The 17,838-nt window shown below is 65.3% G+C and carries 20 protein-coding genes; 10 read left to right on the top strand and 10 right to left on the bottom strand.

Translation table 11 applies throughout. The features are described 5' to 3' along the window. The first annotated feature begins 186 nt into the window (after positions 1-186). Positions 187-1,392: an aminotransferase class V-fold PLP-dependent enzyme gene (locus tag ABIC75_RS05035; RefSeq protein ID WP_354012748.1), complete on the top strand. Its 1,206-nt coding sequence runs from the start codon at positions 187-189 to the stop codon at positions 1,390-1,392. 60 nt (positions 1,393-1,452) lie between these two features. On the opposite strand, the gene ABIC75_RS05030 is transcribed toward ABIC75_RS05035, so the two are convergent. Then, positions 1,453-2,247 carry an SDR family NAD(P)-dependent oxidoreductase gene (locus ABIC75_RS05030; protein WP_354012747.1) on the bottom strand — a complete coding sequence of 265 codons (795 nt, stop codon included), beginning with the start codon at positions 2,245-2,247 and terminating at the stop codon, positions 1,453-1,455. Between the two features lie 203 nt (positions 2,248-2,450). On the opposite strand from ABIC75_RS05030, the gene ABIC75_RS05025 reads away from it, so the two are divergent. Further along, a complete protein-coding gene (locus tag ABIC75_RS05025) occupies positions 2,451-2,801 on the top strand; it encodes a putative quinol monooxygenase (protein ID WP_354012746.1) in 351 nt (116 codons plus the stop codon). Between the two features lie 41 nt (positions 2,802-2,842). On the opposite strand, the gene ABIC75_RS05020 is transcribed toward ABIC75_RS05025, so the two are convergent. The 9 genes from ABIC75_RS05020 to ABIC75_RS04980 form a co-directional block, all read right to left on the bottom strand. Beyond that, a complete protein-coding gene (locus ABIC75_RS05020; protein WP_354012745.1) occupies positions 2,843-3,049 on the bottom strand; it encodes a dodecin in 207 nt (68 codons plus the stop codon). Between the two features lie 151 nt (positions 3,050-3,200). After that, the gene (gene folE2, locus ABIC75_RS05015) at positions 3,201-4,094 is read right to left on the bottom strand and encodes a GTP cyclohydrolase FolE2 (RefSeq protein ID WP_354013071.1); all 894 of its coding nucleotides are present in this window, start codon (positions 4,092-4,094) and stop codon (positions 3,201-3,203) included. Positions 4,095-4,168: 74 nt separating this feature from the next. Then, positions 4,169-5,497, bottom strand: a complete 1,329-nt coding sequence (locus ABIC75_RS05010; RefSeq protein ID WP_354012744.1) for a S8 family serine peptidase — start codon at positions 5,495-5,497, stop codon at positions 4,169-4,171. A gap of 10 nt (positions 5,498-5,507) precedes the next feature. Then, complete coding sequence (locus ABIC75_RS05005) at positions 5,508-6,140, bottom strand: zf-HC2 domain-containing protein (RefSeq protein WP_354012743.1); 633 nt, start codon at positions 6,138-6,140, stop codon at positions 5,508-5,510. Further along, a complete protein-coding gene (locus ABIC75_RS05000) occupies positions 6,137-6,721 on the bottom strand; it encodes a sigma-70 family RNA polymerase sigma factor (RefSeq protein ID WP_354012742.1) in 585 nt (194 codons plus the stop codon). Before ABIC75_RS05000 ends, ABIC75_RS05005 begins: the two co-directional genes overlap by 4 nt. A 74-nt stretch (positions 6,722-6,795) precedes the next feature. Continuing rightward, a complete protein-coding gene (locus tag ABIC75_RS04995) occupies positions 6,796-7,446 on the bottom strand; it encodes a hypothetical protein (RefSeq protein WP_354012741.1) in 651 nt (216 codons plus the stop codon). A gap of 283 nt (positions 7,447-7,729) precedes the next feature. Further along, a complete protein-coding gene (locus ABIC75_RS04990; RefSeq protein WP_354012740.1) occupies positions 7,730-8,086 on the bottom strand; it encodes a c-type cytochrome in 357 nt (118 codons plus the stop codon). 61 nt (positions 8,087-8,147) lie between these two features. Then, positions 8,148-9,485: a cytochrome C gene (locus tag ABIC75_RS04985; protein ID WP_354012739.1), complete on the bottom strand. Its 1,338-nt coding sequence runs from the start codon at positions 9,483-9,485 to the stop codon at positions 8,148-8,150. A 52-nt stretch (positions 9,486-9,537) separates the two neighbouring features. Next, positions 9,538-10,152: a cytochrome b gene (locus ABIC75_RS04980; protein ID WP_354012738.1), complete on the bottom strand. Its 615-nt coding sequence runs from the start codon at positions 10,150-10,152 to the stop codon at positions 9,538-9,540. Between the two features lie 235 nt (positions 10,153-10,387). On the opposite strand from ABIC75_RS04980, the gene ABIC75_RS04975 reads away from it, so the two are divergent. The 8 genes from ABIC75_RS04975 to ABIC75_RS04940 are packed head-to-tail and all read left to right on the top strand — an operon-like array spanning position 10,388 to position 17,837. Next, positions 10,388-10,825, top strand: coding sequence for a sugar 3,4-ketoisomerase (locus ABIC75_RS04975; RefSeq protein ID WP_354012737.1), 438 nt, complete (start codon positions 10,388-10,390; stop codon positions 10,823-10,825). Beyond that, positions 10,810-11,475 carry an acetyltransferase gene (locus ABIC75_RS04970; protein WP_354012736.1) on the top strand — a complete coding sequence of 222 codons (666 nt, stop codon included), beginning with the start codon at positions 10,810-10,812 and terminating at the stop codon, positions 11,473-11,475. Before ABIC75_RS04975 ends, ABIC75_RS04970 begins: the two co-directional genes overlap by 16 nt. Positions 11,476-11,480: 5 nt before the next feature. Continuing rightward, positions 11,481-12,425, top strand: a complete 945-nt coding sequence (locus ABIC75_RS04965; protein ID WP_354012735.1) for a hypothetical protein — start codon at positions 11,481-11,483, stop codon at positions 12,423-12,425. Then, positions 12,418-13,350 carry a GNAT family N-acetyltransferase gene (locus ABIC75_RS04960; RefSeq protein ID WP_354012734.1) on the top strand — a complete coding sequence of 311 codons (933 nt, stop codon included), beginning with the start codon at positions 12,418-12,420 and terminating at the stop codon, positions 13,348-13,350. The genes ABIC75_RS04965 and ABIC75_RS04960 overlap by 8 nt, the downstream gene beginning before the upstream one ends. Further along, positions 13,350-14,462 (top strand): DegT/DnrJ/EryC1/StrS family aminotransferase, encoded by a 1,113-nt coding sequence (locus ABIC75_RS04955; protein ID WP_354012733.1) that lies wholly within the window; start codon positions 13,350-13,352, stop codon positions 14,460-14,462. The genes ABIC75_RS04960 and ABIC75_RS04955 overlap by 1 nt, the downstream gene beginning before the upstream one ends. Beyond that, entirely contained in the window at positions 14,459-15,709 is a 1,251-nt protein-coding gene (locus ABIC75_RS04950) for an O-antigen translocase (RefSeq protein WP_354012732.1), read from the top strand. The genes ABIC75_RS04955 and ABIC75_RS04950 overlap by 4 nt, the downstream gene beginning before the upstream one ends. 2 nt (positions 15,710-15,711) lie before the next feature. Continuing rightward, a complete protein-coding gene (locus tag ABIC75_RS04945; protein WP_436407885.1) occupies positions 15,712-16,656 on the top strand; it encodes a glycosyltransferase in 945 nt (314 codons plus the stop codon). After that, complete coding sequence (locus tag ABIC75_RS04940) at positions 16,653-17,837, top strand: hypothetical protein (protein WP_354012730.1); 1,185 nt, start codon at positions 16,653-16,655, stop codon at positions 17,835-17,837. The genes ABIC75_RS04945 and ABIC75_RS04940 overlap by 4 nt, the downstream gene beginning before the upstream one ends. Position 17,838: the final 1 nt, after the last annotated feature.

Raw genomic sequence — 17,838 nt, 5'->3', positions numbered from 1 at the left:
GGCGGAAGTGTCCGCGGACGGTGTCCGGACAAGCCGCACGGACGGCGGACACGCCACGCGGACGTTTTTGTGCAAGCGGCGTGAATGGACCACAGGTGATTGCGGCGTGACCGTCGAAGTGCACGCAAAGCGGTGTGCTAGCTTGCGCATCTTTACCGCCACATGACGCATCGAGGTACACGCGCCGTGCCGCACGTTGACGTTCCCCTGTTGTCCCGCGACCTGTTCGACATGCCGACGGACCTGTTGTGGTTCTCGCATTGCAAGGACGGTCCCTTGCCTCGTGCCTCCGCCGCGGCGATGCACGCGCTGCTGGGCACGGAGCTGCGGCCGTGGGAAGTGCGTTGGAACGAGGATTTCCTCGACGTGCAGCGCGCGCTGCGCGAGATTGGCGCCACGCTGCTCGGTGTCGACGCGCAGGACATGAGCCTGGTGACGTGCACCTCGACCGGCCTGGAAGTGGTGGCGCTGGGTTATCCATGGCAGCACGGCGACGAGGTGCTCATTCCCGTGGGCGAATTTCCCAGCAACCGCTTGCCGTGGCTGGCGCTGGCGAGCAAGGGCGTGCGCTGCACGGAAGTGGCGCTGTGGGATGGTCATGCCGCGCAGACGCCCGCCGTGCCTCACGCAAACATGGAGCCCGAGCGACGCCTGCTGGAAGCGATCACGCCGCGCACGCGCGTCATCGCGGTGTCGTGGGTGCGCTACCAGGACGGCATCCGTCTCGACCTGGAAAAGCTCGGGCGTGGCTGCCGCGCGCGCGGCGTGCATCTGGTGGTCGATGGCATCCAGGGCGCAGGCACGATGACGACGTCGTTCGAAGGCGTGAGCGCGTTCGCCACCGGCGGCCACAAGGGGCTGCTCGGCTTGCAGGGGCAGGGCTTGCTGTGGACGGATCGCGCGTTTCGCCAACAACTGGTACCGCTGGGCACGTGGTTGTCCGCGCCCGATCATTTCTCGCAGGGCGGCACGCAGGCGCCGAGCGATGCGCTGTGGGCCGAGGATGGACGACGACTGGAAGCGGGCAGCCCATCCATTCTCTCGTGTGCAGCGTTGGCTTCATCCATACGCTTGCTGGTGGAAAGCGGTGGCGCGACGGCGTTGCAGTCGCATATCTCCACGTTGCAGCGCGCGCTGCTGGCGAAGCTGGCGGAACACGCGGCGTGGGCGACGGAAGCGCATCGGCTCGATGCGCTGGTGCAGGCGGACAGGATCGGTTCGACGCTGTCGTTCGCGATTCCCGATGACCTCTGCGCACGGCTGCTGCGTAGCGCCGAAGCGCGCGGCATCAGCACCAGCACGCGCGAAGGTTATTTGCGCATTGCGATCCACGGCTGGCACGCCACCAGCGATATCGATCAGTGCGCCGACTGGTTGCTCTCGGAACACTGAGGGTTCTCAACGAACGAGGTCGACGAACGCCGGTGTGTTGGCGTTCGTTGACGGTGATCGTCACGCGATGGAACGCACCACGCCGCCATCCACGCGCATCGCCGCACCATTGGTGGCCGAGGCCTGCTCGGAGGCGAGGTAGACGGAAAGATTGGCGACTTCTTCCACCGTGGCCAGGCGCTTGATCAGCGACGACGGGCGGTGCGTCTGGATGAAATCGCGCTCCACCTGTTCCTGCGAAACGCCCTGGTCCTTGGCGATCTTGGCGAAGAAATCGCCCACGCCTTCCGAGCGCGTCGGGCCCGGCAGGATCGCATTCACCGTCACGCCGGTGCCCGCAAGGGATTCGGCCAGGCCGCGCGACACCGCCAGCTGCGCCGTCTTGGTGGTGCCGTAATGCACCATCTCGGCGGGAATCTGCAGGCCCGATTCGCTCGACACGAACTGGATGCGGCCCCAGCCGCGCTTGGCCATGCCTTGCGCGTAGTGGCGCGACAGGCGCACGCCGCTCAGCACGTTCACTTCGAAGAAGCGCGTCCAGTCTTCGTCGGGAATGTCGAAGAAGGCCTTGGGCTCGAAGATGCCGAGGTTGTTGATGAGGATGTCCGCCTCGGGCACCTGCGCGATGAGCTGGCGTGCACCCTCGGCGCTGCCAAGGTCGCCGGCCACGCCGGTGACTTTCGCCGTAGGCACCGCGCTTTTCACTGAGGCGATGGCCTCGTCCACGCGCGCCTGCGTGCGGCCCGTGATGATGACGTGAGCGCCGGTGCCGGCGAGCCCGGTGGCAATGGCCAGGCCGATGCCTGCGGTGGAACCGGTGACGATGGCCGTGCGGCCGGTGAGATCGATATGCATGCGATGACTCCAGGGATAGGTCGAAAAGGGTGTGATCAAAGGGCGTAGCTAGCGACGTTGAGGCTGGCGGCGCGAAGCTCAAGGCCCGTCGCGCATCGTTCGACGACGTCGCACGTGTTCATCGATGGCGCGGGATGTCTTCGTGAGGCCTTGGTTGGAACATTCATCGCATCCCATGACTTCATCGAACCGAAGATCCGCTTATGAACGAGTCCACCGCTTTCATCGTGCGTCTTCCCGCCAGGCACGAACACGTGCAGCAGCTCGAGCAGGGCATGCTCGGCATCCTCGACGCCATGGCCGAGGAGCCGGACTTCGTTTCCTGCTACCTGAATCAGCCGCCCGACGATCCGGACACCTTCGTGCTGTACGAGGTGTGGGCGTGCAGCCGGGAACATTTTCTTAGGCATCATCTCGGCAAGCCTTACCGTCAGGCGTACGAGGCTTCGCTGGGGCAGTGGTTGCGCGAGGAGCGCAGCATCCAGTTCCTGGATCTCAAGCGCAGCCATCACGCAGCGCCCCGTGTGACGCAGCCACGCGCGCGTCACGCCTGACCGCGACGGGCAGGCGTGTGCACCACAACCCGGTGGATGCGCTATTCGAGGGTGAAGCCGACTTTCAGCGTCACCTGCCAGTAGGCCACTTTTCCATCGTCTACGTGGCCGCGCGTTTCGATGACGTGGAACCAGCGGATATTGCGCACGGTCTTGGACGCGTGGGCGATGGCCGTGCGGATGGCATCATCGCAGCTGGTCTTGGAGGAGCCGGTGAGTTCGATGGACTTGTAGACATGCTCGGACATGCGTGAGGTCTCCGCTGGGGCCGTGCCGGGTCGCAAGGCGTCCGCTCAGTCCATACCCACGCTCGCCAACGAGGTGTGAAGGCAATGGGCACGCCACCCGGCGGGCAGCTTGCGCCCGAGCCATGCCTACCGTGCGTTGGTGTCGAAAGGCTTATTCGCGCCGCTGCTTGCTCGCGAACGCCACGGCGTCGTGGGCGTGCAGGCTTTCCTGGTGTTCCAGGCGCACGTGGAAATCGGCGAGGCGTTCGTCGTCATCGAGCGCGCGCTGGATGCGGCGCGCGGCGTCTTCGCAGAACATCAGGTTGCCGCCATTGGCAAGCGCGAAGGCCTGTTCGTCCTCGCGTTTCACGGCCGTCTGCACCGGCGTGCCGAGTGCCGCTTCCACGCGATCGATCAGGTCGATGACGTCCAGCGGCGCATCGTGGGCGAGGCGGGCCGATACGTGCGCCACGCTGCGTTGCGCATGCGGCGTGGCGACGATGCCTTGCTCGCTGCCCAGCCACGCGAGCACGTCGGCGTGCTGCACGGGCGTGGTCGTTGGAAAGTCCTGTGCGAAACGCTCCTGGATCAGCTGGCGCGCGAGCGCGGCCGACGCGGGGCAGGTGGAGGAGTAGACGATGTCCGTGGCCAGCGACACCTCGAAGCCGTCGCGGCCCAGCGTGGCTTCGATGGTCACCGGATAACTGCGCCAGCCGTAGTGATCGCTGCGCAACGCCTTGCGCAGCACCAGCTGATCGAAGCGCAGCTGGATGCGTGCGCGGTCGGCCAGTTCGTGATGCGACTGCAGGAAGGCGCGCAGCAGGCGTTCCAACGTGAACGGGCTGAGCGGCGTCGCGCCGAGGTATTCGTCGATGAGCAGGTACAGGCGCGACATGTGGATGCCGCGCCGGTCGGTGCGCACCAGGTTGACGAAGGCGCCGACGCGCGCCTTGACCTGCTGTGTCGTGCCATTGCCGGCGTCGATGCGCACGGGAGCATCGATACCGTCCATGCCGACCCAGTCGAGCGCGCCACCGAGGTGGGGCTGGACGGCAACGTCGGGCATGCAGGAGGGGGCTTCGGCGATCTGCTTCACGGTGGGGATCCGCGATGGAGTGAACGGGAATAAAGCGGGGGAACTCAACGCCTGGATGAAACGAAATTCTTGCGCAGTGCTGCGACTGCGGCGGCGGCATCCACTTGCCGGATGCCGCCCACCATCTTGCTGGTGCTCAGCAGCAGCTCGTGGATGGTGCGTGCATCGAGGCCGGGCGACAGCGCCAGCAGCAATGCAACGATGCCGCTCACGTGAGCGGCAGCCATCGAGGAGCCGGAGGTGAAGTCGTAACCTCCGCCGGGTTGGGTCGTGAGGATGTCGTTGCCTGGGGCGCTGAGCACGTCGGGCGGCGCGGGCTTCTCGCCGCTCACGCGCACCACCAGAACTCCGGGGGCGCTGTCCGGAAATCCGCGTGTGCTGCCATCGGGTGGCAACGCGGCGACCACGATGCGTCGCTCCTCGAGCAATTGCGAGAGCAGTTTGTTGAGCAATGGATCGGATGGTCCGCCCAGGCTCAGGTTGATCACGCGCGCATCGGTATCGAGGATGGCTGCCAGCGCCTTGGCCAACGTGAACGAATTGCAGCGCGCGCCGGCCTCCACCGTGGTGGGATACCAGCATGCCTTGTAGACGCTGATCTCGGATTTGGGCGCGATGCCCACGATGCCCACGTGGTTGTCGCCGATGGCGCCGATGATGCCGGCCACTTCGGTGCCGTGCGGGTCGCGGTTGAACGCGGGGTTGTTGTCGTCCACCTCGTTGCTGGTGTCGTGGATGCGGCCCAGCAGATCGGGGTGCGAGGTATCCACGCCGGTATCGACGATGGCGATGTGCACGCGATCGCCCTGGCTGGTGTTGTGCGCCAGCGCGGCATCGGTTTCCACGAAGCCGCGTTGCAGGTCGGCATACGGGTCGTTGTACTTGTGCGGACCGTCCGCGTCCTGCGTGCCTGCGTCGTTCTGCGCGGAATACACGGCGTAATCCTGCAGCGGCTGCGCCAGCGCCACGCGTTCGTCCTTGGCCAGCGCGGCGAGCAGATCCTCGCGCGTCATGCCGGCCGGCGGTTCGAGCACGATGCAGTAGAGGCTCAGCGCCTTGATCGGCCAGCCGGTGACTTCATGCCAGCCGTAGTGCTCGCGCATCTCGTGCAGCATGGAGATGGCGCGCTGTCCCGCGCCGTAGTTCGACGGCGGCGCATAGCCAAGCATGCTGGAGCCGGCATGCGTCGGCGGCGGCTCCTGCGGATTGGCCACGGCCAGCACGATGTCGCGCGCGCTGTTCATCGTGGCCACGTTGTCGCTGGCCGACGCCACCGGCGTCACGGTGGTGCCTTGCGTGGACGCCGGGCGCGAGGGCGAGCACGCACCCAGCACCGACACGGCCAGCAGAAGCAACAGCGAACCAGGTTTCATGGACACGTGTTCACGGGCTGGTGGTGGCCGGTTCGGCGAGGCGGATGCTGCGCATGGTGCGCAACTGCTGCAGTGCGTCCGGCGTGGCCGCTGCATGCACCGGCACGACGGTATAGGCGCCCACGTCATTGGGGCCGCCCACCACCTGCAGTTGCAGCGAGTGGAGCAGGCTGTTCCAGTCGGCCAGTTTCATGTTCGCATCCGGCACCACATGAATGGCGCCGGGCATGGCAGCCTGCGATGGGTCACTGAGCGTGCGATACGGTTGCGCCGCACTCTCGGACGAGAGCTTCACGCCGAGCACGCCGATGCCCAGTGCCTGTATCAGCACGGCGGCCACCAGTGCGCGGGTGAACCAGGTGCCGGTACGCACGTGGGTGTGTGTTTCTTCGGCTTCCGCCGCGTCGATGCGACCCAGCAGGCGTTTGAGGCCAGCCTCGGGATCGAGCTGGATGTCGGTGGGTAGTGCGAGTGCAAGCCGCAGCTGGCTCTGCTGCGCAAACTCGTCGCGGCAGGCCTCGCAACGGGCGAGATGTTCGGTGAGCCAGGCGCTCTGTTCCTGCGAGGCACTGTCCTGCAGTACCCACGGCATCGCTTCCCAAGCCTGGGCACAGTCCCTGTCAGTATCCTTCGTCAACTTCATGGCACGCTCTCTTTCTGCGTGAGTTGGTCACCGGCCAAGGCCGGCAGTACGTTTCGTAATTTCACTCGTGCATGGAACAACCGCGCCTTCACCGTGCCCACCGGGCACTGCATGATGGCCGCCACGTCGTCCAGCGTGTGTCCCACGCCATAGACCAGTTCCACCACCACGCGCTGGTCGGCCGAAAGCCGTTCCATGCCCTTGCTCAGCCAGTCGCGCAGTTCGCGATCCTCGCCGGGGTCGTGGGCGGGAATGCGATCTTCCGGCACGCCTTCGTCATCCACCGGTTCGTCGCCGCGCTGTCGCAGCGCCTTCAGGCCGCAGCGATAAGCGATGCCGATGATCCACGTCGACACGCGCGACTCGCCTTTGAAGGTCGAGGCCTTCTGCCAAACGATCCAGAAGCAGTCGTTGATCACTTCCTCGATCAGGTCGGCGCGGCGCGTCAGTCTCGACAGGAATCGACACAATCGCCCGTGATAGCTGCGGTACAGCGTCGTCAAAGCGGCGCGATCGCCCGTCGCCATGCGCTGGAGCAGCAGGCGGTCTGTCTCGTCGGCATCGATATCGGAGTCTTTCATGGCTAGGACGTAGGCATGGGGGTTACCACGTAAGTGCCCACTGGGTCCGAAATGGTTGCTGCGACCTGAAATCCCTAGAAGGACACGGAAATGGTGGCCACCCAGGGCGAGGCGGCGAGGTTTTCCTGCCGCATGGTGTGGTCGACGATCATCCGGTCGACCTCCACGCGCCACGGTCCCTGGCCCCAGATCAGGCCCAGGTGGCCGTACCCGTAGGAGTTTACGCGGTCGCCGCCGTGATAGCCGTAACTGCCGCCGCTGCCGTTGCCGTAGACGCGGTAGTAGGGTACCTGGGCCTGGGCGTAGCCGGCGCCGGCGGAAAAGGCGAAGCCCCAGGGCAGCGGCCAGTGGAAGGCCACGTCGGCGGCGCCCCGCAACTGACGGCTGGTGCCGCCGGTGGGGTAGATGGCCGACAGGCCCATGGTGAGCACGTCACGGTAGATCCAGTTGACGCTGCCTTCGGTACGGTTGAACGCGCCGCCGCCGCGGCTCGGGTAGTCGTAGTACAGAAGCCCCGCCTGGAGTTGCCAGTCCGGCGCGATGCGCCAATAGCGGGAGGCCTGCACGAACGCTTCGGCCGGCGGCGAGACGTCGCGCAGTTCGGCACTGGCCGAGGCGCCGAACGCCCAGCCCGAGGGCAGCGTCACCGAGACGGCGCCCTGCAACACGGCGGTGTCCGGCGTGATCGCCAGGCCGCGGTCCACCAGTTGCGAACTCAGCGCCACGGTGCCATTGACGGTGGCGGTCTGGGCCTGGGCCGCCCACGGCAGCCCGCCGCCCGCTGCCAGGGCCGCGAGCGCAATGCGATGGCGAACGTGCCGCGCCATGGCCATGTCAGGCGACCACGCCCGTCCGCCGTGGGCGCTGACTCGCCACGGGTAGAGATGCCCGGCTACCGCTGGCTAAACCATCCACCTGCAACATCGATCCTTTGAGTGAGCCGCGTCGGCGCCTTCCAAGGTTAGTAGCAGGCGAGGGATCGTGTACACGTAAACATGCACCGATACCTCAGTGGTTCGTTTGCAGATAGCTGATCAGGTCATCGAGCTGCTTGGCATTGTCCAGGCCCGAATATTTCATCTTGGTGCCCGGGTTGGCCTGTTTTGCAGGCTGTGACAGGTACCAGTGCAGCTTGTCCTCGGTCCACACCCACTTGGCGTTCTTGAGCGCGTCCGAATAGTTGTAGTCGGCAATGCTGCCCGCGTTGCGCCCCACGATGCCGAACAGGCTCGGTCCCTTCTTGTTCTTGCCTTCCTTGGTGGTGTGGCACTCGGCGCATTCCTGCTTGAACACGTCCTTGCCGGCATCCGCGTCGCCGGCCAGCGCGGGCAGGGCACTCGCGCCGTAGCACAACATTCCCGTCATCAAGGCGCAGTGCGCCGCTCTCCCAAATCTTGTTCTGGTCACTTCGGGGCTCCTGGTTCGGTCAGAACGCAACACTCGCGCTCAAGGTGAATGCATCAAGGTCTTTGGCATTGGTGATCAGCGCACCTACTGGCGCACCGAAGATGTTCATGCTGGCGCCATTGAAGCGGGTGTAGCGGTACCACGTGGCGGCGAGCTTCAGGTTGGCGATGGAGGTGAACGAGTCGTCCTTGCCGAATGGCGTCCAGTACAGGCTGATCATGTTGGCCGTGCTGTCAGGCTTGCCGAACGGCGGATAGCGCGCCGGGTCCTGGTTGCCCGTGCTGATCAGGTGCGCCACCTGTAACGCGTAACTCTGCTTGAAGGTGTACGTGACGCTGAGCGTCTGGTCGCGCGCATTGCCGGTGGGCTTGGCCACGACCCCGCCGACCACCGGCGTGCTGCCGTAATCGCGCTGCTCGTAGATATTCACGTAGCTCGCCTGCACGATGTGCTCGCGGTTGCCCAGGAACTGATAGGTCAGGTCGTAACCCAGATCGGTGACGTCGTCGCTGGGCGCATTGCGTGGCAGCTGCCGCTTGGTGGTGAGCGCCACCACGCCGGCGGAGAAGAACTGGCTCTTCAAGTCCTTCATGTACGCAAAGCGGAAGTACCCGGTATCGCTGAGATGGCCGGGATCGCTCGCCGGGTTGTAGCCCAGGTGATCCTGCACCGAGGTCGGCATGGTGTTGTACGTGCCGATTTCGCCGTACCAGTCGTTGTCATAGAGCGCGTAGACGCTGCCGCCGATCACGCGGTTGTACAGCGTGTTGGCACTGGAAAGATTCAGCAGGGTGCCGGAGACAGCCGGCGGCCCGAGGCCCGACGTATACGGCATCGCACCGATGGGGTCGTCGAAGCCCGGGCTGTTGTTCACGCTCACGCCGATGGTGGTGTCCTTGCCGGCGATCTTCAGGTCCTTCGCCACGAAGCGCAGGTCCACGTTGCTCAGCTTGGTGTTGAAGTGGTCATTGCCCTGGTTGTCCGTCAACACCTTGACGTAGCCGCCGAGGTGATCGCTGATGCGGCCGGCAAGATACACATCCACTTCGTTGAGCTGCGTGGTGTCGTCGCCGCGCGCGGGCACGTTGTGCGTGCCGGTGATCTGCGCGGCGACCGGGATCTTGGTGCCCTGGCCGTCGGTATCGGTATAGCCGTTGAGCTTGAAGCGCATGCCGTACGGCGTGAGCGCCGGGCCATAGGCGCCGGCGTGGCAATCCGCGCAGGCAGAGCCGGTCTGGCGTGCATACGCGGGAATGGCATGCGCGCTGTTGCTGGCGAGCATCAGCACGGCGACGAGCAGCGCCCACGGCGCGTACGCGGCCCGGCGCATCAGGTGTCGGGTCAGTGAGGGCGACATGAAAGCTCCTTGTCTCGATAGGGGTGTCGGCATGCGTAAACTCCGGCACTCATCAGCGACGGCGCTCGGGCAGCATCATGCGAAGCGTCCGGTCGCGCAGCACGAAGTGGTGCCACAGCGCCGCGCCGATGTGCAGGGTGATCAATGCAAGCAGCACCCAGGCTATGTTCTGGTGCCACACGGTGAGGGTGTCGGCGAGGTCTTCGTCGCTGGCCACGAGTGCAGGCAGCGTGATGCCGAAGAAGTGCACGGGCTTGTCTTCGGCGCTGCTCAGTGCCCAGCCCAGCACCGGCTGGATCAACAGCAGGGCGTACAGCGCCATGTGCGTCGTGCCCGCGGCAATGCGGATCAAGGCCGAGGTGTTGCCCTCGCTGGGCAGCTTGCCCGCACGGAAGCGGTAAGCGACGCGCGCAAGAAAAAGCAGCAGCACGAACAGGCCGAAGTGGCGGTGGCCTTCCAGCAGCCACAGACGCAGGCTGCGCCCGTCCACGTCGTCGCGTATCAGGATGAGGGCGGCGGCGATGGCCAGGAACAGCGCCGTCAGCCAATGCATCACCACCAGGGCGCGCGGCCGCCGCGGCAGCGCCTCAGGCGCCGGGTTGCCGGCGGCGGACCGGGGCGCCGCGCTGGCATTCGTCGTTGGCGGAGCTTCTTTCTGCCATTCCATGTCGGGGCCTCTGAACTTCACCGCGGGTCGTCCACATCACGCGCACTTCACCCACGAGGACCTGCGGGGGAGGGAAAGGCACGCGGAATGAAACGAGCTTTGTGGCGGTAAGTGCCCCGTGCGCGCGGAAAGGTTGTGGCGAACCTGACGATCCCCATGTGACGCAACCTTTACGGACCGGTCCGGCACTCAGTGACAAGAGCCGTCGTCGACACTCTGAAGACCGGATGAGCACATGGAAATCGAACGCGTTCAATTGCAGAAGCATGGCGATCACGGCGGCATGCTCATAGCCCTCGAGCAGGACCGAAACGTACCTTTCGAGATTCGTCGCGTGTATTACATCTTCGCGACGCAGCGAGACGTGCATCGCGGCAAGCATGCACACCGCCACCTGCACCAGCTGGCGGTGGCAGTGCGTGGCTCGGTCACCTTCCTGCTCGATGACGGCAGCGGCCCCTTCGAGGTGGTGCTCAACGATCCATCGCAGGGCCTGCTGATGGGCCGCATGGTGTGGCGTGAGCTGTACGACTTCAGCGACGACTGCGTGCTGATGGTGCTGGCCGACCACCTCTACGACCCCGCCGACTACATCACCAACTACGACGACTTCCTGCGCGAAGTGCGTGGCGTCGTCTATCCCACGGAAATGGTGGCATGCCAAAGCGCCTAGTCCTGATCGGCGCAGGGGAAATGGCGCAGATCGCCTGCGAATACTTCGAGCACGACAGTGACTACGAAGTGGCGGGGTTCAGCGTCGAACGGCAATACCTCACGGGGTCCACGCTGGCCGGCAAGCCGGTGGTGCCGTACGAGGAACTGGAAGCGTATTTTCCGCCGTCGGAGTTCGAAGCCTTCGTGGCCATTCCGGCGAGCCAGCTCAATCGCCTGCGCACGCGCTTCTATCTCGATGCCAAGCAGCGCGGCTACCGCTTCGCCACCTACGTGAGTTCGCGCGCCTTCGTGTGGCGCAACGCGCAGATCGGCGAGAACAGCTTCATCTTCGAGAACAACGTGATCCAGCCGTTCGTGCGCATCGGCAACAACTGTATCCTGTGGAGCGGCAACCACGTGGGCCACCGCACGGTGGTGCACGATCATGTGTTCGTGGCCTCGCATGCGGTCATTTCCGGTTTCTGCGAAATCGGCGAGAGCAGCTTCGTCGGCGTCAACACCACCTTCAACGACCACGTGAAAGTGGCGGCCGACAATGTCATTGGTTCCGGTGCGCTGGTGCACCGCGATACCGAGCAGGGACGCATCTATGTCGGCTCGCCGGCCAAGGCGGTGCCGGACCGTTCCAGTTTCGACGTGAGGCTCTGAACGCCGTGGCGACATGGCGCAAGCAAGGGCTGGTATTCGATACCGCGCAGCAGGGCGTGGGCGGATGGATGCGCCATTCCGCGCTCACTCCCACGCCGTGGCGGCTCGACGAAGAGACCATCCGCGTCTACGCAGGGTTTCGCGATGACGACGGCGTGAGCCGCATCGGCTACGTCGATGTGCGCTCGGACGATCCGTCGCAAGTCATTCGCGTCAGCGCCGAACCCGTACTCGACGTGGGGCGGGGCGGTTGTTTCGACGACAACGGCATGATTCTCGGCGACGTGGTGCAGGCGCCGGGCGGCCTGCACATGTTCTATGTCGGCTTCCAGCGCGTGGCGCGCGCCAAGTTCCTGGCCTTCACGGGCCTGGCCGTATCCACCGATGGCGGCGAGCGATTCGAACGCGTGCAGGAAACGCCCATCCTGGATCGCGCGCCGGGCCGAAGCACCATTGCAGCCGTGCATTCGGCGATGTTCCATGGCGGGGAATGGCGCCTCTGGTATGCCGTGGGTGATGACTGGGAAGTCATCGACGGGCGTCCTTTTCCCCGCTACCACATTCGTTGTGTGAGCACGCGCGACCTGGCCGAGATTCCGCGCGACGATCACGTCTGCCTGATGCCGCGCGGCAGCGAATACCGCATCGGTCGCCCGCGCGTGTACCGCATGGACGGACGCTACGCGATGTATTTCACGCGCGGCAACGTGACCGGCGAATACTTTCCCGGCGTCGCCTTCAGCGATGACGGCATCGGTTGGGAGCGCCGCGACGAAGCGCTGGGCCTGGCCTTGTCCGACAGCGGCTGGGACTCGCGCACGATCTGCTATCCCGCGTTGATCCGGCGCGGCGACGACACGCTGATGTTCTACAACGGCAACGACATGGGCATGGATGGTTTTGGCGTCGCCGTGGCGCACGAGCCGCTGTTGGGTGAAGCCCATGGTTAAGGCGCGCCCTTATGATGCATCGGACGCCGCCGCCTGGGACGCCGTGGTCGGGCGGTCGAGGAATGGCAATTTCCTCCATCGTCGCGGCTACATGGACTATCACGCCGACCGCTTCACCGACCGCTCGCTGGTGGTGGAACGCGGCGCGGAAATCGTCGCGGTATTTCCGGCGAGCCTTCGCGAGAATGTGGTCACCAGCCACGGCGGGCTCACCTATGCCGGGCTGATCACCACGCACGACCTGCGTGCGGATTCCACCCTGGCGGTGTTCGAGCTGATGGGCGAGCACTATCGCCAGGCGGGCGTATCGAGCCTGATCTACAAAGCGGTGCCGCATGTATTCCATGCGTATCCATCGGAGGAAGATCTCTACGCCTTGCAGCGCGTGGGTGCGCGGCTGGTGCGCCGCGATATTTCCTCCGTGGTGCCGTTGCGCGAGCGCGTGAGTTTCTCGGAAGCACGTCGCCGGGCCATACGCCGCGCGGATGCTGCCGGCGTGCAAGTGCGGCGCGGTAACGACCTCACCGAATATCACGCCTTGCTGGGCGAGGTGTTGCGCAGGCATGACGTGGCTCCCACCCACAGCCTCGCCGAGCTGCAGCTGCTGCAATCACGTTTTCCCGAGCAGATCGTGCTGCACGAGGCACGCCAGGGCGATGCGCTGCTTGCCGGCGTGCTGGTCTACGACTTTGGCCGGACGGTGCATTCGCAATACATCGCCGCCTCGGAAGAGGGCAGGCGCGTGGATGCGCTCAGCCTGTTGCTGGGCACGCTGGTCAGCGAAACCTATGCGGACCGCAGCTATTTCAGTTTCGGCATCTCCACCGAACAGGCCGGTACGGTGCTCAACAGCGGACTGATCGCGCAGAAGGAATCCTTCGGTGCGCGCGCCGTGGTGCACGATTTCTACGAGTGGGTGTTGTGATGGACGTGCCCTTCCTTTCCCTCAGGGACGTCAACGCCCGTTACGCCGACGAGCTGAAGGCCGCTGCGGCGCGCGTCATCGATTCGGGCTGGTACGTGATGGGCGAGGAACTCGGCGCGTTCGAGCGCGAGTTCGCGGCGTACTGCGGCGTGGCCCATGCCGTGGGCGTGGGCAACGGGCTCGACGCGCTTTCGCTGATCCTGCGCGGTTACAAGGAGCTGGGCGCGCTGCGCGACGGCGACGAGGTGATCGTTCCGGCCAATACCTTCATCGCCACCTTGCTCGCCATCACGGCCAATCAACTGGTGCCTGTGCTGGTGGAGCCGGATGCGGATACGTTCAATCTAGACCCCGAGCGCGTTGAATCGGCCATCGGTCCGCGCACGCGTGCGCTGATGCCCGTGCACCTGTACGGACAGCTGGCGGATATGGACGCGTTGTCCGCCATCGCCCAACGTCACGGCCTGCTGGTGATCGAGGACGCGGCGCAGGCGCACGGCGCGTCGCTGGGCGAACGCCGCGCGGGCGCGCTCGGCGATGCGGCCGGCTTCAGTTTCTTCCCGGCGAAGAACCTGGGCGCCCTGGGTGATGGCGGCGCCGTTGTCACCCGCAATCCCGAACTCGCCGCGCGTGTGCTGGCGCTGCGCAACTATGGCTCGGAAGTGAAGTATCAGCACCTGTATCAGGGCTGCAATTCGCGCCTGGACGAGATCCAGGCCGCCATGCTGCGCGTGAAGCTCGCGCATCTCGATCATGAAGTGGCCATGCGCCGGCAGGTGGCGCGTCACTATCGCGAGGGCATCCGCCACGCGCATATCGTGCTGCCGCAGGTGGCGGACGAATCGCGGCACGCCTGGCATCTGTTCGTGGTGCGTTGCGGTGCGCGCGATGCGCTCCAGCAACATCTGCGCGCGCACGGCGTGCAAAGCCAGGTGCATTACCCGGTGCCGCCGCATCGCCAGCCGGCATATGCGTCGCTGAGCGGCCTGCAGTTGCCGATCACCGAGCAGTTGCACGACGAAGTGCTGAGCCTGCCGATGGGTCCGGCGATGAACGAGGAAGCCATCCGCCGTGTGATCGACGCCTGCAACGCGTTCGAGCGTGCGCCATGAACATCGTGCGCGCCGGCTTCTATGCCTCCATCGCCACGGCGGCCAAGCTGCTGGCGGGGCTGGTGATACTCAAGCTGGTCGCCTGGATGGCAGGGCCGGAAGGCGTCGGGCGGCTCGGCCAGTTCATGAGCCTGATGTCGGTGCTGGCCGTGCTGGCCGGGGGCGGCATCAGTGCGGGCGTGGTCAAGTACGTGGCCGAGTATCGCGAGCATCCGCAGCGCCTGTCGCGCCTGCTCTCGGCGGCGCTGTGGTATGCGTTGTGCGCGTCCTGCCTGATCGGCTGCATCGGTTTGCTGTTGAGCCGGCAGATCGCCGGATGGCTGCTGGGCGACGTGCGCTACCAGGGTCTCATCGCCGTGCTCGCCGCGGTGCAGCTGGGCATTGCGCTGGTCAACTACATACTCGCCGTGATCAACGGCTTCATGGACGTGAAGCGCCTGGCCTTCATCCAGGTGCTCGGTTCGCTGCTCAGCATCGTGGTGGCGCTGGTGTTGGCGCGGTGGCTGCATCTGTATGGCGCGCTGCTTGCGCTGGTAGTGGGGCAGTTGCTGGTGCTTGCGGTGGGCCTGCCTGCATGGTGGCGCAGCCCGTACTTCGACCGCGGCATGCTGCGCATGCGCTTCGACCGCGAGATGACGCTGCGCCTGGCCACCTTCTCCGTGATGACGCTGACCTCGGCGCTGCTGCCGCCGCTGGTGAACATCGCGGTGCGCGATCACCTCGCCGCGCAGTTCGGCTGGGAGCAGGTGGGTTACTGGCAGGCGGTGAGCAAGGTGTCGGATGCCTACCTGCTGTTTCTCACCACCGCGATCAACGTGTACTACCTGCCCAAGCTCGCCTCGACGCACGAACGCGCGCCGCTGGTGTCGGAGCTGCGCCAGGCCTATCGCTACATCATGCCGGCGGTGGTGGTGCTGGCCGTTGGCGTATACGTATGCCGCGACTGGGTGACGGCGCTGCTGTTCAGCGCGGACTTCACCACCGCGAACAGCCTTTATGGTCCGCAGCTCGTCGGCGACGTGATGAAGATCGCCTCGTTCGTCCTCTCCTACGTAATGCTCGCCAAGGCCATGACGCGCTTGTTCGTGGCCTCCGAGCTGGCCTTTGCGATCAGCTACGTGGTGCTGGTCTACCTGTTCACCGCGCGCTACGGCCTGGTCGGCGCGATGTACGCGTTCACCGTGAACTATGTGCTCTACCTCGTCTTCAACGTGATCGTGGTCCGTCGATACCTGGGGGAACTATGAAAATGCACGATGCCCTGCCGTCGGGACCCCACCTGCCGCTGGTCTCCGTCCTGGTGCCTGCCTTCAATCACGAGCGTTTCGTGGAGCGCTGCCTGGACAGCGTGCTGGAGGATCCCTATCCGGTGAAGGAAATCGTCATCATCGACGATGGCTCGACCGACGACACCGGCCGCAGGATCGCCGCCTGGATCGGCCGGCACGGTGACGACATTCCGGTGGAGTACGTGCGGCGCGAGAACAAGGGCGTGGCCGCCACGCTCAACGAACTGGCGGCGCGCGCCCGCGGCGATTTCCTGCGGCTGGGTGCCAGCGACGACTATCTGTTGCCTGGCGGTCTCGATGCGCAGGTGGATTATCTGCAGGCGCATCCGGACAAGTGGGCCGTGATCGGCGATTCCGAAGTGGTGGACCAGGAAGGCAACCGCCTTTACGACAGCGGCATGCGCGACCTGCACCACGCGGACAAGAGCCTCTATGCGACCGACGACGGCATCCGCCGCGCGGTGATTTCGCAGTGGGCCATCGGCGGGCCGGTGACGCTGGTGCGTCGCCGCGCGCTGGAAACGGTGGCGGGCTGGAGCGAAACCCTGCGCATCGACGATTGGGATTTCTTCCTGCGCCTGGCGGCCCATGACGCCATCGGCTTCATCGACCGAAATGTGTGCGCGTATCGCATCCACACCAGCAACCTGAGCCGCACGCGCGATCCGCGCGTCCGCGTGCACAACCTGATGGAGGCGCGCGACGTGGCGATCCGCCGTTCGGCGATGTTCGAGGAACCGTATCGCACGTTGCTGCTGGCGCAGGCGCATTACATCGGCGCCAAGATCGGCTTCCTGGAACGGCGCGTGTGCGCGGTCACGGTGCATCTGGCCGGCTACGCGCTGCTGTCGCTGATGTCGCGCACGCGCCGGCGGATGGCGCATCACGTGCTGGAGCAGGCATGAAACAGCTGCTTCGCCTGCCGTCGTTCTATCTCAGCCTGCCGCTGCTGGCGACGTGCGGGCTGACCCTGCTCACCTACGACCTGCCGCCGGATTACCTGGAAGGGCTGTTGCTGCTGGTGACGATGGCCTTGGCGATCTTTGCGTTCGACGTGGTGGCTGGTATCCGCCTGCCGACCAGCAGCATGTTCCGTCGACGCGATTACACCGGCACGCGCGACGCGTTCGTCGCGCTGCTGTTCGCCGGGTTGATCGTGCTGTTCTGCCTGCTCGATCTCACGCTGTTTCCCATTCCGCTGTTCTCCACGCCGTCGTCGTACGCGAACATGGAAGGCGGCCGCGACCACATTCGCCACGTGTCGGACATGTGCTGGGTCTTGCCGCCCATCGGCATGCTGTGCGCGCGGAACAAGAGCTTGCGTGCGGCCCTGATTGCGATCGGTTTCGTGTTTCCCGTGCTGGTGATCGATCGCAACCGCATCTTCGCGGCCCTGTTCTCCGTCGTGCTGGTGATCCTGCTGCGCCGTGACGATGCGCGCCCGCTGCCGTGGAAGAGCGTGGCGCTGCTGGTGGTGGGCGGCGCGACCTTGTTCTCCGTGCTTGGCATCCTGCGCTCGGGCACGCTCGACTATGTGACGCTGCCTTTCAGCGACATGTACAAGGCCGCGCCGCAGGGCGTGAAGTGGCTGCTGCTGTACGCCAGCGCCGGGCCGTACAACTTTGGCTCCATTCTCGCCAAGCATTACGTGGACAGCCATTTCCTGATCAACCAGCTGGTGCCGATGTCCGGCTCCATCGCCACGGCAGGCACGGGCATTCCGTTGGATGCCGCGAACATCAACGTGGGCACGGAATTCTTTCCGTTCCTGATGGCGTGGGGACCCCTGGGCGCGGCGGTCTCCATCGTGGCGCTGTACGCCTTGCTGCTGTGGAGCGTGCGTCGGCTGCAGCCGACGGTGCCGCTGTTCGGCCTGCTGATCTTCCTTCGCGTGTCCTATACCTGCCTGATGGCGCCGTTCGCGCCGCAGGCGTTCACCTGGACCAATGCCGGTTTCATCCTGCTGTGCCTGCTGCTGCAGCTGATCGCCGCGCTGCTGCCGAACCATCGGCCATCGGGCACGGATAACTCCATCGACCACACCTTGCCGACCAATCGCGGCATGGTCCCGCCAACCCTTTCATGAG

The sequence above is a fragment of the Dyella japonica genome (genome assembly GCF_040545895.1).
GTDB classification, from domain to species: Bacteria; Pseudomonadota; Gammaproteobacteria; order Xanthomonadales; family Rhodanobacteraceae; genus Dyella; species Dyella japonica_D.
Note: the sequence above shows the minus strand (reverse complement) of the source record. Positions and strands in the feature narration are given on the sequence as shown.

Excerpts from the sequence above, each read along its gene's own strand:
- ABIC75_RS04950 (WP_354012732.1), top strand. The coding sequence starts at position 14,459 with ATGAACATCGTGCGCGCCGGCTTCTATGCCTCCATCGCCACGGCGGCC.
- ABIC75_RS05000 (WP_354012742.1), bottom strand. The coding sequence starts at position 6,721 with ATGAAAGACTCCGATATCGATGCCGACGAGACAGACCGCCTGCTGCTC.
- ABIC75_RS04985 (WP_354012739.1), bottom strand. The coding sequence starts at position 9,485 with ATGTCGCCCTCACTGACCCGACACCTGATGCGCCGGGCCGCGTACGCG.
- ABIC75_RS05025 (WP_354012746.1), top strand. The coding sequence starts at position 2,451 with ATGAACGAGTCCACCGCTTTCATCGTGCGTCTTCCCGCCAGGCACGAA.
- ABIC75_RS05010 (WP_354012744.1), bottom strand. The coding sequence starts at position 5,497 with ATGAAACCTGGTTCGCTGTTGCTTCTGCTGGCCGTGTCGGTGCTGGGT.
- ABIC75_RS04990 (WP_354012740.1), bottom strand. The coding sequence starts at position 8,086 with ATGACGGGAATGTTGTGCTACGGCGCGAGTGCCCTGCCCGCGCTGGCC.
- ABIC75_RS04970 (WP_354012736.1), top strand. The coding sequence starts at position 10,810 with ATGCCAAAGCGCCTAGTCCTGATCGGCGCAGGGGAAATGGCGCAGATC.
- ABIC75_RS04945 (WP_436407885.1), top strand. The coding sequence starts at position 15,712 with ATGCACGATGCCCTGCCGTCGGGACCCCACCTGCCGCTGGTCTCCGTC.
- ABIC75_RS05020 (WP_354012745.1), bottom strand. The coding sequence starts at position 3,049 with ATGTCCGAGCATGTCTACAAGTCCATCGAACTCACCGGCTCCTCCAAG.
- ABIC75_RS04955 (WP_354012733.1), top strand. The coding sequence starts at position 13,350 with ATGGACGTGCCCTTCCTTTCCCTCAGGGACGTCAACGCCCGTTACGCC.
- folE2 (WP_354013071.1), bottom strand. The coding sequence starts at position 4,094 with ATGCCCGACGTTGCCGTCCAGCCCCACCTCGGTGGCGCGCTCGACTGG.
- ABIC75_RS04940 (WP_354012730.1), top strand. The coding sequence starts at position 16,653 with ATGAAACAGCTGCTTCGCCTGCCGTCGTTCTATCTCAGCCTGCCGCTG.
- ABIC75_RS04975 (WP_354012737.1), top strand. The coding sequence starts at position 10,388 with ATGGAAATCGAACGCGTTCAATTGCAGAAGCATGGCGATCACGGCGGC.
- ABIC75_RS04980 (WP_354012738.1), bottom strand. The coding sequence starts at position 10,152 with ATGGAATGGCAGAAAGAAGCTCCGCCAACGACGAATGCCAGCGCGGCG.
- ABIC75_RS05030 (WP_354012747.1), bottom strand. The coding sequence starts at position 2,247 with ATGCATATCGATCTCACCGGCCGCACGGCCATCGTCACCGGTTCCACC.
- ABIC75_RS04960 (WP_354012734.1), top strand. The coding sequence starts at position 12,418 with ATGGTTAAGGCGCGCCCTTATGATGCATCGGACGCCGCCGCCTGGGAC.
- ABIC75_RS05005 (WP_354012743.1), bottom strand. The coding sequence starts at position 6,140 with ATGAAGTTGACGAAGGATACTGACAGGGACTGTGCCCAGGCTTGGGAA.